We start from the raw sequence: 14,071 nt of genomic DNA, 5'->3' as shown, positions 1-14,071 counted from the left end.
AATATATACATATGTCTGCTAATTAATAAATTACGTATTTGAGAGTATGGAATACTACTAGTTATTTAGCGTAGGCGCAGCCTGCGGTAGGCATCGCTCTTCGGAGAAAAATTTTTTGGTTTAATGTTAATATATCTTTACAGCGGACAATTGAGTTTTTGGAGTTGGATAAGTGCCAGCTCAATCAAAGCTTGAATTCAGATACTGGTAACTATCATTAACTCAATGACCATCATTGCTGTCCTACTTGAATAGTTGGCAATATTCTTCAGATGAATAACAGTGTGAACGTTTTCCCAAGTAATGTCTCAGATATTCTAAGAATTGCGAAAACTGCCGCATTGCTATTTGCTGCCAGCGTCGCTGGTTTCCTGTTGGACTGGCTGAATGCCCCCCTTGGCTGGCTGCTTGGTCCATTGGTTGTGGGGATTGTCTATGCCATGAGTCAAAAAAGCCCTCAACCGATGTCTCCAGCCTTTTCAATTATTGGCCAGGCAGTTCTTGGTATTTCGGTTGCCACCGAATTCTCCTGGGATAGCGTGACTATAATGTCAACCTATGCGATACCGTTACTTATTTGTATTGCGATCACAAGTAGTGCGAGTATCCTCAACGGTTACCTTCTCAGCCGCTTAGGTGGACTGGATTGGTCAACTGCACTTTTAGCGTCTATCCCCTGCATCATCCCTAGTCTGATTACATTGAGTGAGGAAGTCGGTGCTGATGCGATCGCCGTTGCGATTCTCCAGTACCTGCGTAGTATACTAATTATTGTGGTAGTTCCACTTGCAGTTGGTTTATTCGTTCCAGGTGTTTACTTAGATTCGCATTTGACTGCGATCGCAACACTGCCTGCAACGAGTAGTATGCCAATACAAATGTCTTTGAATTTACTCATTATAGTTGCGTGCGTCGGCTTGGGTGTCTGGTTGGGTAGCCAAATCCACTTTCCTGCTTCCACATTTTTCGCACCTTTGTTTGTAGGATTGCTCGCCTGTTGGACACTGCCGTACAATATACAGGTTCCCGATATAATCTTCGACAGCGCATTGCTATTTATCGGTTTCGCGACAGGTTTGCAGTTAAACTTGCAAGGTATTCGTCGCCTGGTGAAAGCAGTTTTGATTGAAGTTGTTTTGGCACTGTTGCTAATTGTAATTTGCTCGGTAGTCGGATACGAGTTTCATTTAGTTACGAACATCGATACGATAACCGCTATACTCGGCTCAATGCCTACAGGAACACAAGCGATGGTTGCCAGCACCGTTCATTTCGGTGGTGATACTGGCGTAGTTGTGTCGATGCATACGATCAGAATGTTCGTTATTCTGGGGCTACGTTCACTATTAGTTGCTCCCCTGCTTAAATATGGGCTATCTTCTAAAGATTCCCAGCTTGTTGGCAGCTTTATTGATAATGGGCGCACTGGAGAGAAGACTTTAGATGAGTTTTCTTAGCTCGACTTTATCCAAAATTGGGAAATCATAGAGCAATTGCTACAAAAGTATGAAATCCGGCTTTGCACAAGACTTGTAGACAGAAAAATAGGTACCAAATGGGTTCTATAAAGCCATGTTTAGCAGCCATTAGTAATAGTTTTGAGGCTATTAATGCCTATTTTTATGGGAACAAATATATATGTAACTTTAGATTGAAATCAATCGATAAAAATTTTTCACTCCAGATTTTCGCTATTGCTCGTAACTTTACTCTCAATTTGTATCGTGATCTAGGTTTTTAAAATATGGCTCAAGGTCAACGACTATGTTCGTTTTGACTAGACACACTCAAACAACTTTTTAGAGTGAAATAGCCCTGCTCTTAATGGTTCTGTGTATACGTATCTACAGCTTATGCCCTCAGAGCTTTTTTTACTCGCCACTCATTTTTACCATTATTAATACTGTTTATTTATTAACTAAAAAGTATTGCTAAGTAATACTCATAGCAAATACCAAATGCTAAGAATTTCTTAACGCTACGCCAACCCTAAAGCGCCCGAATTAATATTATTTATGGAGAAGATAATGCATTTGTTTTGTACTGCAAAAAAATCGAGATAATCTTTAATGAGCAACCGATTGCTGGACAATGATGTGAACATTTTAGTAATAGGGGCGGGAGTAAGTGGCCTAACAACCGCTATCTGTCTGAGAGAGGCAGGTTTTAGGGTTGTGATTGTTGCAGATCGTTTTGCCCCAGATTTAACCTCTATTGTGGCAGGTGCATTGTGGGAATGGCCACCGGCAGTCTGTGGTAGTCATGGTGCTCCCAGATCCCTGGAACGCTCTAAAGACTGGTGTATGACTACCTATAATAAATTCAAGAAAATACACGCAGAGTTTGGTTCAGAAGAAACAGGACTTTATTTGAGGGATGCGTATTTCTATTTCAAGGATGTTTTAGAAAATCGACCTACTGACCTTCGCAAAATGAATGAGTTGAAGGATAAGGTTGATGGATTTGAAAGAGGCTTACAGATTGTCAAAGAAACGATTGATTTGAGTTTTAAAGGAGGTATAAAAGATGCTTATAAACACATGGCACCGGCGACAAACACCGATGTTTACATGAAGTGGTTACTTCAATACGTAAAGAATATTGGATGTGAGATCATCCAAGAAAAAATCACTGTCAATGTGGTTCAAAATGAACAGGAACTACTTCGTCGTTTTAATGCAAGGGCAATTGTTAACTGTGCTGGACTAGGTTCAATAGCAACTACAGGCGATACTTCCATGTATCCCTTGAGAGGCGCACTTGTCAGGGTTAAGAATCTGGGTGGAGTGGTGACAGACGCTCATTGTATTTCCCACGAACAATCTTCTTCAAATGAGCAAGACATCGTTTACATAGTTCCTAAAGGGGATGATTTGGTGGTCTTGGGAGGATTAACGCAGCAAGACGAATGGAATACAAACCTATCTCTTGAAGTTCCAATTATCCGACAGATGTATGATGGCTGTTTGGAGTTTCTACAGGAATTAAGAGAACTCCCACTAGATGAGAAGGAGCCTGTTAGGGCTGGTTTACGACCATTAACAGAGGAAAATGTTTGTGTAGAAAGGGTTTTAAACACACACGTATTTTATAATTACGGACATGGAGGGTCAGGAGTAACTCTGTCATGGGGATGTTCACAGGAAATTCTCCAGTTGGTACAAGAAATGATCCGCGAGGAGGCAAATCCACTTGCCTTTTCTAGTAGTAAGATAGATAGCAATAAGCAGACTGTTTTTGTGCTGCATGATATGCTTCCCTACGAAACTGATTTTAAGCATATCCAATCAGATAATAGAAATCTGGTTTTACTCTGTAGTAGACGAGGACTCAGTAAGGTTATACCCTCGCAGTATCAGTACTTGGATCTTGTACGAATTGTAGAACCTTATAATTTGCAAAATCTGCTCCAAACCTATCAACAGATTCAGACTGATTATAAACTTTTGGATAACAATCGAATTGTTACCAATGATGAGTATTCGGTATTGTTAGCTGCACAGTTGCGTGAAGCTTTAAATTTAGTAGGCGATCGCCCAACCATGATCCGCCAGTTTACCGATAAGAGTTACCTCAAATCTGCCCTCAAAAATTCCCTAATTCGGGTGCCAAAGTATCTGATTTTTTCTCAAGACCAATACCGTAAAGAGCCAGTTTCATACTTAAATTTTGTTTTAGAAGAACTAGGTAATCACATCTTTATCAAACCAGTTACCGGAGCCGGAAGTGAAAAAACTAGAAGAATTCATACTGTTGATGATTTGAAAGCTTGGTGTGACAGCAATGTAGATTCAGATGAAGAATTTGAATTCAATGAATTTATTAAAGGTCAACTATACAACACAAGTGTTGTCATCAAAAATGGTCAACCTTGTTATTTTGCTGCTTGCAAGCACTATCGACCTAATGATGAGTTTATTTATGGTCATCAAATCGGCAATATTGTTGTTAGAGAAGAAGATCCAGAATTTCAGAAACTTTGGCAATTTTCAAGTGACACGTTACAAAGTTTAGAACACGGTTATCCCAAAAATGGTGTAATCAATATTGATTTCTTCCTACAAGAAGGTAGCGAAGAACCGATTCTGATGGAAGTAGCTGCACGCAGTCCTGGAGAGCTTGTATCGAGAATGTTTGACATATATCAGGGGGTACGTCTAAACGAGTTACATCTTCAATTACAGATTGGTGATTCCCCTGACATCATTCTCAAGGATAGATTCGAGTGGAAGTACAGTGCTTACTCGATTCATCCTAAGCAGGACGGTGTTGTTACAGCAATTGAGAAGCCAATTCTCGAAAGTGATGTGAAAGTTTATTGGCAGATTTATTTGGGAGAGAGACTGAAAAGATCACAAAGTATGATGGATGTTGCCATTGCCATTCTTTTAAGCCATCATGACTTTTCAACCCTTCAAGGGGATTATGAGGTAGCCAATTCTACCAATTTCTACAATACTAAGAAAATGTGAGTTCGATGAGTTAAAGTTCTTGACTGAGCTGATGCCGATCCAATTCCAGAAACTCAGCATTCCACTCCAGAGGTATGTCAAGGAACTTATTTCCGATTGTGATGCAACTGTCCAGAAATGGTGTTTCTACTCCAGCTAGGCGAGCTAAAACTTGTAAGGGAAAACAGCCATAAAGTAGATCCTCAACCAAATAGCGGTGATGAGGGTTATACAGCGTCGTACTGGAATAGGCTCCAACCTGCTGCATATGTTCATAAAGAGATGATCCGGTGGTTCCGTATGCGATTTGATAGTGGCTTTTGATATCAATTAAGTTGAAGACTCCCAGTGCTTCACCCACTGCTATGCGATCGCAATCCAGGTGGTCAATGAGTCCAACAGTACGCGAACTAAGATTATCATAGGGGTTGTAATCCTCACCAGATTCCCATCTAGCTAATGAAACTAGAATCAGGGGAAGGTGAATAATGTCATTAACTTTATTCAGATTAATTTCTAAAACCGAAGCAGCAGCCCATAAATTACTAAATACAGCTTGGTAAGCGCTCACAATCCGATTTGTCATGATTCGGTTCTGAGCCGCCACAAAAAATTTGTTGGTAAGTGTGCTAATCCTGATTTGATCCTCCATATTACCGCGACTCACGAACGGAATATTGTTGACATCAGCCACAGCAGGCAATTGTTCCTTAGCTATTCCCAGTCTCTGGAGTACCTTACAAAAAACCCGACCTGCAAAGCGGCTAGAACAGAAAACCAGAATGTTCATTTGAGGATTGACATATTCAGCTAAAATCCTGGCGTAGGGTTCGATGTCTTGACCGCGACAACAGATCAGCAGGTTGAGTGGTAGTTTCCCACCATTTAGTGCCGCCAACTCATAAATGTTATTGGAACAAGCTGCAACTAGATAATTTCCGGGAGAAACTGATCCAATTGAGTGAATGGTTCTTGTCTGAGCAACAATGGAAGAACGGCGAGAGAAAAGGTAAACAGTATGTCCTTGATTACTCAAATAGGCAGCTGTTGCTAAACCAATGTGTCCTTTACCTACAACCAGGTACTTAGTCTGTAGCATGTGCCAATTAGTTTATCCGAAAACCATAAACAAGGATATCTTAAATTCACCATTCGCATAAGAATTTTGTCTGAGCATTGCTGAATCCAAGTGTGAATTATGCACTCCCCTAAAAGTTGCAAGCGTTGTGCGCCTGCATCGGTACATAACCATATTTAAGATAATAACTACAAATTATTATTCCGATGGAACACATCAGCAATCAATTTTTCAAATGCGATGCCTGCGGCGGGCGGAGCCATTGCTAATAAAAATCTGATGGTTAACGTTAACATCTGGACAAAGGTACGTTGCACGTAAATATTTAAGCTTAAAATCGTTCATCATCGTTACAAAATCAGGAAAAATTCTGTAGCTATAAATACACTTTTCATAAAAAAATCCCAGGTGAAACTTTTTATTAGTTTAGCAATTATTTTGGACATGTGTATGATATGCTTGCTACAAAGGGATAAAAACAGTAATAAACTAACAAAAAGTCTAGAAATTACTTGACTTCCCGCAAAAACAAAAATCTGGCAAGTATTTTGACAATCAATATGTATGCAAAATTACAAAAGCATTAACAAAACTTTCAGTAGAAAAGGCACACGCTATAGCAATCCGATTTGATTCGGTGAATCACTCATAGATATAGGGAACAGGGAAGAAAGAATAAAGGTATACTGAGTTTTTTAAAAAATCAAATACAACAAATACAAATAGAAGACCTTGCTACTCTTAGGCAGTCAATCATGAAAAATTTCACAGTCAGTCATAAAAATCGACTTTCCCCTACAGACGCCAGTTGCTACAAGTCGGGAAACCGCAAGGGCGCACTGGCCTTTTTCAAGTCAGATTAAATGTGTCCGCTACGGCTTTTTGTAACCGAGAGATACAGCCTCAGAAAGCAGGATATGAATATTTACAATAACCTGAAGGCAATTAGGAATCGTCTGGGCATGAGTCAGCAAGAATTAGCTAATATAGCTGGCGTAACCCGTCAGAGTATTGGTGCTGTGGAAACGGGACAATGTGCGCCTTCTGTTACTATTTCCTTGCGTTTAGCTAAGGCACTTGGTTGCCAAGTTGAGGACTTATTCTGGCTAACAGAGGAGGATTTGCCCCAAATTGAGGCGATTCTTGCCGGTTCGATCCCTAACCTACAGCGATCGCAAGTGACTCTAGCGCGGATTGGGAATCGATGGATAGCTTATCCTTTATTAGGCAGAGATGCTTTTCGTATCGAAATGATTCCATCTGATGGTGAGGTAGTTGCAGTGAGCCACCCTATTGTAGGGAGTGGCGTTAGCGCAAGCGGTAGCGGCGTAGGAGCATCACCTGTAGGGGTGGACGGGTTGCCCAGCATAAGCAAACTGCCATTAGCTTCAACGGTAGCGAGAAACGAGCCTCACCCTCCGGGTGAAGCACAGAGCCAGATAGGTACAAATAAAGTTCTGGTTCGGGTTCTGGATGATATGGACAAATTGCACAACACAGTTGTGATTGCTGGTTGTACACCTGTGCTTTCACTCTTAGCAAAAGCAACTGAACGCTGGCATCCGCAACTGCGAGTTCATTATCGTTTCGCTCATAGCAAGGCTGCATTGCGTAGTTTATGCCGAGGTGAAGTTCACATTGCAGGGATGCACTTATATGATCCTCAAACTGGGGAACATAACATCCCTTTTGTGCGGGAAGCCTTAACAGGTAAGAGTGCCGTTTTGATTACCCTTGGAGTTTGGGAAGAGGGATTGTTAGTTCCACCAGGAAACCCAATGGGAGTTAAAAGAGTTTCCGACTTAGTAGAATTTGGAGCAACTGTTGTCACCCATGAGGTGGGTTCTGGCAATCGGATGCTTTTAGAACGGAAACTCCAAGAAGAAGGAGTGCCATTTGAGGTTGTGAAAAGATTTGACCATATCGTTCACAATCATCAAGATGTTGCCTTATCTGTAGTCTCAGGAATCGCCGATGCAGGTATCAGTACGGCATCTATAGCTGCTACCTTTGGCTTGGGATTTATTCCCCTTCATAGTGCGCGATATGACTTGGTAATTCTCAAGGAATACTTGGAAGAAGCATCAGTACAGCAGTTTATCAATATCTTGGGACATCAGCTAGTGCGATCGCAATTACAAATTCTCGGCGGTTATGACATCAGCAATACCGGGAAAGTTGTAGCAAATATTTAAAGTCATGAATCATTACTTCACTATAAACAACCATACCATTCAGATTAACAATACGACCTTACAAGATGGCGAACAAGCCGCAGGTATAGCTTTCAACGTTGAGGAAAAAATTGCGTTCCCTCTTAGGGTTGCCGTAGGCATCGCTCCTGTGCTGTCTCAATGTGCTTTTGTGTAACAGCTTATTACTCTGTCAATGCGTAAATCATATATTTCTAGAGGTTCTATGATTCGGAGAATTTTCATTGCATTTTTGGCATGTTCCTTGGCGATTTTGAGTGCTGAAGCTAGTGATATGCTGGTCAAGCAAAACCCAGCTATTGCACAGTCCCCAACGAATAAAAATGTGATTGTGGCGATGACAACCAGCATTGAGGACAGTGGACTACTAGATGATTTAGTTCCGGCGATTGAAAAGAAAACAGGATATACGCTAAAAAAGGTTGCAGTCGGCACCGGACAGGCTTTGGCTCTGGCTGAAAAAGGCGAAGTTGACGCGCTATTCGTCAACTCACCTAAAGCTGAACGCAAAGTTTTGGCAGGTGGTGCGGTAATTAATCGTCACTTGGTAATGCATAATGACTTTGTGATTGTTGGCCCAGATGCTGACAAGGCAAAGATCCGAGGGAAAAAGAATGCTGTAGAAGCATTCTCTCTGATTGCTAAAAATCAAGCATTGTTTGTATCGCGGGGTGATGACTCAGGTACTAACAAACTAGAAAAAGATTTATGGCAACAGGCAAAAATCACACCATCTGGTACTTGGTATCAGCAAACAGGTTCAGGAATGGCGCAAACTTTGCAAGTTGCTAATCAAAAACTAGGATATACCTTAGCAGATCGAGCAACCTATATATTTCAGAAGAAAAACCTGTCTTTGCCAGTACTGGTGCAAGGAGATAAAAAACTGTTAAATCTCTACCATGTCATGGAAGTAAATTCTCAGAAATTCCCCAGGGTGAATAGTGCAGGAGCTAAAGCGTTTATTAATTATGTCTTATCTCCTGAAGGACAGACACTGATTGCAGCCCACGGGAAAAAAGAGTTCAAACAACCGCTATTTTATGTTGATGGCGGTAAAACGGAGAAAGATTACGGCTTTTAGAAAAACTTGAGCATCAGATCATCAAGGGTTGCTCTACTGCATATTTCACCATTATTTTCCAATTTTTTATCCTTATTTGTATTTGTGAATACAATCATCGAAGGGGCTGTGAAAGCTCTTGAGCTATTAACCAGTGGCGATAGTGACGTTTTCCAAGTCATGACGATGACATTGTTCGTATCTGGAACAGCTACAGCTATTAGCGTTTTACTGGGACTACCATTAGGACTGTGGCTAGCATTAGTGGATTTCGTCGGTAAGCAGACTCTGACTAGTTTGATTAACTTCGGTATGGGATTACCGCCGGTTGTAGTCGGTTTATTTGTCAGTCTGTTTTTGTGGCGATCTGGCCCTTTAGGAAATTTTGATTTGATGTACACGCCCACAGCTATGATCATAGCCGAAGCCATCATTGCTTTTCCAATTGTAGCTGGCTTCAGTTTTGCGGCAATTATCAGTATTAATCCGAAACTACGCTGGCGACTGTTATCAATGGGGGCGACACAGTGGCAAGCCAACTGGTTGCTAATCAAAGAAGCACGGTTAGGGTTAATGGCTGCAATCATGGCTGGTTTTGGTCGCGTCATCTCGGAAGTTGGTGCATCCATGATGGTGGGTGGCAATATCAAGGGGCAGACAAGAGTCCTGACTACAGCGATTGTTTTGGAAGTAGGGAAAGGAAATTACGATGTTGCGATGGCGATCGCATACATTCTGCTGATCATTACATACACCGTTATCGTATTGCTGACTATCCTACAGCATGACAGGAAAATTCTATGAGTACTAACGAGTATGCCTTGAATATGCGGCAGGTGAGCGTCGATAGCAAAACACGTAAAAATATCCTGTCAATTGAAAATTTTGCAGTCCGTCCTGGAGAATTGGTTGCTGTACTTGGCCCCAATGGCGCTGGTAAAAGCACTTTGTTAAGAACAATCAATCTTTTGCAACCTTACCGTGGTGAGATGCAATTATTTGGAGAGGATGTCCGCAATACCAATAAAACATTGTTGCGTCGTCGTTCGGCTTTGGTATTTCAGGAAACATTACTACTGGATGACACTGTTTTTAATAATGTTGCCAAGGTATTAAAGTTTCGCGGAACACCAAAACACAAGATTAAGCAAACGGTACATACTGCACTTGCAACTTTTGGCTGTGAACACCTGGCAAATCAGTCAGCTCGTTCTCTGTCCGGTGGTGAAGCAAAGCGAGTTTGTATTGCCTGCGGTTTAGTTGCTGATTCAGAATTGCTGCTTTTGGATGAGCCTTCTGCGTCTTTAGATGTGGGAATACGTCCCCAGATGATCGAGAAAATTAGACAATGGGCGCAAGCGAGGGGATCAGCAGTCATATTAGTCAGTCATAATTTTACAGATATACTGCATTTTGCCGATCGAGCGATCGCTTTATTTGATGGTTGTATTATACAGGATGATAACTTGGAAACTATCATCCGCCGACCAGCTAACGAGCAGCTTGCCAGACTGGTAGGAATAGATAATATTATTCCGTGTCGGGTAGAACGGAGTAGCCGTGGAAGTTTTATCAAACTTGCAAACGGGATAGAGTTTTTATATCCTGGGGAAATCACAAAGCCAATTACTGCATGTTGTTTATCTGGCGATACTTTCAATCTTTACGATGCCAGTTCTTCAATGCGACACAATTCATGTTCGGTAATTATTGAAGGGCTAGTAGAACGGGTTTTAAATGGTATTGGGATTTCTAGTATTTGGGTTAAGGTGGGAGAACAAACTTTAATTGCCAGAGTGCCTCGAAATCATATATTCGGCAATGTATATCCCCATGAAATAATTAAGCTGGCATTCAATCCTAAAGATGCACATTTTGTTTAGAGAAAATGGTGTTATTGACCTACCGATAACCTCTCAATGGTCGGCTGCATGGGCGTTGTTGTGTTGCATGACTAAGGAAACAACCCCAATCTAATCCATAATTGCCGTGCTGCTACCTGAGCAGGACTGTTCATCGCCAAATACTCTACTGTAACTTCTCCAACTGGAGTCATTCCTCTAATTTTGCCAGATTCAACATCAACCTGAAAATGTTCACTCCACTGATTTTCTCTTGGATGGAATAACCAAACTTCAGTATTGGAATCAGGCAAAGTGCCATTGATACGAGTTCCTTTACACAGATTACAGGAGCGACATGCAAGGGCTAGATTTGCTTTATTATTTGCACCTTGCCGAGAAATTGGAATAATATGCTCCACCTCAAACGGAAAATTGAAAACGACTTCAGGAGCTTGGCAGTACTCACAACGATGGTTGGCTCGTTGGGCGATCGCAGTATAGTACGGATTCATCAATTCTCTGGCTGCATTAACGCAGCAGTGCGGGCTGTTGCCGCTCTCAATTCAGCCTCAACTAATTCATCCAGTTCTGCCTGTTGTTCTGGTAGCAATTCTTGCCCTTGATTTCGTGTTGAACGCCATAATCTCATCAATTCTGATAACCGTTCTTGTTGCTGGGCATTAAAGAATGTGTCAGGGCGAAAGCTTTGAATGACCAGTAGCGCACTAAACTCAGTCTCACCTAACTGGGCAGTTAACGCATCTAAAGCTTGCCCCGCAGTTTTGCCAACAGAATGTTTATCTCCTGCGATCGCACGATAGGATTTCTCACCGCTAGGGTCTCTTGTTGGTAAAATTGCTACTGTAGTCATGCTTCTAGCCTCAAGTTGCTGCCTCAAATTATAGCTTTACGCCACACTTTAACCCTAGTGTCTGACCAAGTAACCTTCAACCACATCCCTAACAGATAATGTGAAGCAGCGCTTGAGCGGCTGCAACTAATCTTATGCAACACACCAGGATCTTTCGTCAGTCCGCTCCAAGCGAATTGTTAGGCATCATCTAGCAATCAAGTAACTCGTCGTCACCATCTACATAAAAGTGGGTTAGAAAAGTCTTTAAAATAAGCTGTTAGAAAAGCAGGCATTCAAAAACGGGTTGGCTATCATACGTTTCGCCCCAGTTTCGCTACGCATTTGCTACAAAATAGCTATGATATCCGTACGGTACAAAAGATGGGCAGTTTTTGAGAGCCACTATTTTCCCAGACAACAAAACATTAACTGAACTGTGTTGCGCGAGCAATAATAATTTATTTTATAAAAGTAGCAAAATAATCTAAAATTTTACACATAACAGTGTTTATATTACTAAAATTATCATCAAGTGCTAGCATTTCTTCGGTTTTCTGAATATATTTACCTGTAACTAATTCCGAAGCACAATTTTCAATAATTTGCCGAACGCTGTCTTTAGTTGATTCTAGGTGAAATTGTAAACCTAATACTCTATCTCCATAAATGAAAGCTTGATTTGCACATACTTCACTATAGGCTAGTCCTACAGCACCCGGTGGTAAGTCAAAAGTATCACTATGCCAATGAAACACAGTAAAAGTTGCAGGTAATGAAGCAAAAACAGCAGAATTTTGTGCTTCTGTTGTCACTTTAATCGGATACCAACCGATTTCTTTTTCCTGACCTTTGTAAACCTTGGAACCTAAAACATCAGCGATTAGCTGCGAACCAAGACAAATGCCAATAACTATTTTGTGCTTTTTGATTGCTTCTTCAATAAAATATTTTTCCAACGTCAACCAAGGATACTTATCATCCTCGTAAATATTCATCGGACCACCCATTACTATCACCCAATCTAGGTCATCAACAGATGGTAAAGTGTCACCGTTATAAAACTTAGTTGCGGAGAGAGTATGATCTTTCTTTGTCAGCCACTGTTCAATACTAGCAAGTCCTTCAAATGGCACATGTTGTAAGTAATGAATTCTCATCCCTGACTGCTCCGAACTTAGTTGCAGTGTGATTTTTTACATTAAATCATATCATAGACTTTTTACTCAGCACTGTTTCGGTAACGCCGGATTTTGATGCAGTCTGGATTAAGATTGCCGCGACTTTTTTCGCCTGTGAAGCGGTTGACCAACTTCCTTCCATCATCGCAACCACGATCGCACCTTGCACGAGGAGAAGCAGTTGCCTGGCTAACTGTTCCGGTGATGAAACTTCTGCGGCTTGAGCTAGGCTCTTGATGTAGCGGTAAATCGATTGTTGATGCTCCAATGCCACTCGATGTCCAGGATGGTCAGCATTGGCTAGTTCCACTGAAGCATTAATGAATGCACAACCTCGAAAATCTGGGCCCTCAAACCATTCCCGCAGGGCATCAAATATTGCCAGTAGTTGTTGGGATGGGTTAGAAGCTTGTTGCTCAATCGTGGTTTTGAGCCATTCGCACCATTGTTCATCCTGTTGTCGCAGCCACGCTTCAATCAATGCATCTTTTGACTTGAAATGATTGTAGAGTGACATTTTTGCAACGCCAGATTCCGCAACGATTCTGTCAATACCTACGTTGCGAATTCCCTCTCGATAAAACAAGCCTGATGCTGTACTTAGGATGCGATCGTGAACAGATTTGCGGGTTGTTTTCGGTTTAGTCATTTAGATCGCATCCTTGAATAATGTATAAATCTTAAATACTTCATCAATAATACTGACAAAGATTTTCCTAACTTCACGATTATTTAAACCTGATGCTTTACTAGCTTTTTGAAGTTAGGCTGTAAACGTGTAAAATATTTGATATTTCTGTTAGATTTTTACGTCATAGTAATTGTATACACTGTAATTATCATAAATAAATACACCGTTATACCTTAATTTATAAAGTAGATTTTAACTCTATACAATAACGTGTATGAGCAGGATAAATTAACAAAGCTTGAAAATTTTAAAACACCCTTAACTATTCTTTTATTCCTTTGAAATACCAGGGTGTTTCATTGATATCGATATTAAATTAAGTTTGTTTTATCCAGTTGCTTAAATCGTAAACACTGTTATCGATTGCTTGTTCTATTCTTTCATTCGCCAAAACTTCGATTCTTTCTAAGGACTTAAGAAGAAACTATCTGTAAAGAATAAAGGGTTTATCCCAAAAGTGATTGATGAACTGCAAGCAGACCAAAGTCCCCCCGAACTCTGGAACTGCTACCGATCAAGTACTTCCACAATCCTCCAGAGACTTGTGGAGCAAGACCATCAGTTCATCAAACAATTGGTTAACTTATGGGATTTTGCTTCTTCACTAGAGCGCAAGTGCTTGGAGATCCTTTGTGCTTTAGCGATTTAGATTCCCTATAAATCAAGAATATCATACATCCGGCCAATTTACTTGCGCTAA

12 protein-coding genes and 1 pseudogene are annotated in these 14,071 nt (G+C 41.0%); 8 read left to right on the top strand and 5 right to left on the bottom strand.

Annotation, left to right across the window (positions count from 1 at the left end; translation table 11 throughout):
- Window positions 1–272 precede the first annotated feature (272 nt).
- A complete protein-coding gene (locus tag HWQ40_RS28175; protein WP_292784766.1) occupies window positions 273–1,457 on the top strand; it encodes an AbrB family transcriptional regulator in 1,185 nt (394 codons plus the stop codon).
- Between the two features lie 612 nt (window positions 1,458–2,069).
- Complete coding sequence (locus HWQ40_RS28170) at window positions 2,070–4,472, top strand: FAD-dependent oxidoreductase (protein ID WP_292784763.1); 2,403 nt, start codon at window positions 2,070–2,072, stop codon at window positions 4,470–4,472.
- Window positions 4,473–4,482: 10 nt separating this feature from the next.
- Here HWQ40_RS28170 and HWQ40_RS28165 read toward each other — a convergent pair whose 3' ends face one another.
- Complete coding sequence (locus HWQ40_RS28165; RefSeq protein ID WP_292784760.1) at window positions 4,483–5,550, bottom strand: NAD/NADP octopine/nopaline dehydrogenase family protein; 1,068 nt, start codon at window positions 5,548–5,550, stop codon at window positions 4,483–4,485.
- An 896-nt stretch (window positions 5,551–6,446) separates the two neighbouring features.
- Between HWQ40_RS28165 and HWQ40_RS28160 the strand changes: the two genes are divergently transcribed.
- The 5 genes from HWQ40_RS28160 (at window position 6,447) to HWQ40_RS28140 (ending at window position 10,688) form a co-directional block, all read left to right on the top strand.
- On the top strand, window positions 6,447–7,724 hold the full coding sequence (locus HWQ40_RS28160) for a substrate-binding domain-containing protein (RefSeq protein ID WP_292784756.1): 1,278 nt from the start codon (window positions 6,447–6,449) through the stop codon (window positions 7,722–7,724).
- 4 nt (window positions 7,725–7,728) lie between these two features.
- Complete coding sequence (locus HWQ40_RS28155) at window positions 7,729–7,899, top strand: hypothetical protein (RefSeq protein WP_292784838.1); 171 nt, start codon at window positions 7,729–7,731, stop codon at window positions 7,897–7,899.
- Window positions 7,900–7,947: 48 nt separating this feature from the next.
- A complete protein-coding gene (locus HWQ40_RS28150; RefSeq protein WP_292784753.1) occupies window positions 7,948–8,826 on the top strand; it encodes a substrate-binding domain-containing protein in 879 nt (292 codons plus the stop codon).
- 84 nt (window positions 8,827–8,910) lie between these two features.
- Window positions 8,911–9,609 (top strand): ABC transporter permease, encoded by a 699-nt coding sequence (locus tag HWQ40_RS28145; protein ID WP_292784751.1) that lies wholly within the window; start codon window positions 8,911–8,913, stop codon window positions 9,607–9,609.
- Window positions 9,606–10,688: an ABC transporter ATP-binding protein gene (locus HWQ40_RS28140; protein WP_292784748.1), complete on the top strand. Its 1,083-nt coding sequence runs from the start codon at window positions 9,606–9,608 to the stop codon at window positions 10,686–10,688. The genes HWQ40_RS28145 and HWQ40_RS28140 overlap by 4 nt, the downstream gene beginning before the upstream one ends.
- A gap of 71 nt (window positions 10,689–10,759) precedes the next feature.
- Here HWQ40_RS28140 and HWQ40_RS28135 read toward each other — a convergent pair whose 3' ends face one another.
- Together HWQ40_RS28135 and HWQ40_RS28130 are read right to left on the bottom strand one after the other, a co-directional pair.
- The gene (locus tag HWQ40_RS28135) at window positions 10,760–11,161 is read right to left on the bottom strand and encodes an HNH endonuclease signature motif containing protein (RefSeq protein WP_292784745.1); all 402 of its coding nucleotides are present in this window, start codon (window positions 11,159–11,161) and stop codon (window positions 10,760–10,762) included.
- The gene (locus HWQ40_RS28130; protein ID WP_292784742.1) at window positions 11,161–11,520 is read right to left on the bottom strand and encodes a hypothetical protein; all 360 of its coding nucleotides are present in this window, start codon (window positions 11,518–11,520) and stop codon (window positions 11,161–11,163) included. The genes HWQ40_RS28135 and HWQ40_RS28130 overlap by 1 nt, the downstream gene beginning before the upstream one ends.
- Window positions 11,521–11,787: 267 nt before the next feature.
- Between HWQ40_RS28130 and HWQ40_RS28125 the strand changes: the two are divergent.
- Window positions 11,788–11,898 (top strand): annotated as a pseudogene (locus tag HWQ40_RS28125) (tyrosine-type recombinase/integrase); the annotation flags it as partial.
- 62 nt (window positions 11,899–11,960) lie between these two features.
- On the opposite strand, the gene HWQ40_RS28120 reads toward HWQ40_RS28125, so the two are convergent.
- Together HWQ40_RS28120 and HWQ40_RS28115 are read right to left on the bottom strand one after the other, a co-directional pair.
- Window positions 11,961–12,659, bottom strand: a complete 699-nt coding sequence (locus tag HWQ40_RS28120) for a type 1 glutamine amidotransferase (protein ID WP_292784739.1) — start codon at window positions 12,657–12,659, stop codon at window positions 11,961–11,963.
- Between the two features lie 46 nt (window positions 12,660–12,705).
- Window positions 12,706–13,329 (bottom strand): TetR/AcrR family transcriptional regulator, encoded by a 624-nt coding sequence (locus HWQ40_RS28115; protein WP_292784736.1) that lies wholly within the window; start codon window positions 13,327–13,329, stop codon window positions 12,706–12,708.
- Window positions 13,330–14,071 lie beyond the last annotated feature (742 nt).

Origin of the sequence: Nostoc sp. NMS9, from assembly GCF_017114995.1 — a bacterium.
Lineage (GTDB): Bacteria > Cyanobacteriota > Cyanobacteriia > Cyanobacteriales > Nostocaceae > Nostoc.
Note: the sequence above shows the minus strand (reverse complement) of the source record. Positions and strands in the feature narration are given on the sequence as shown.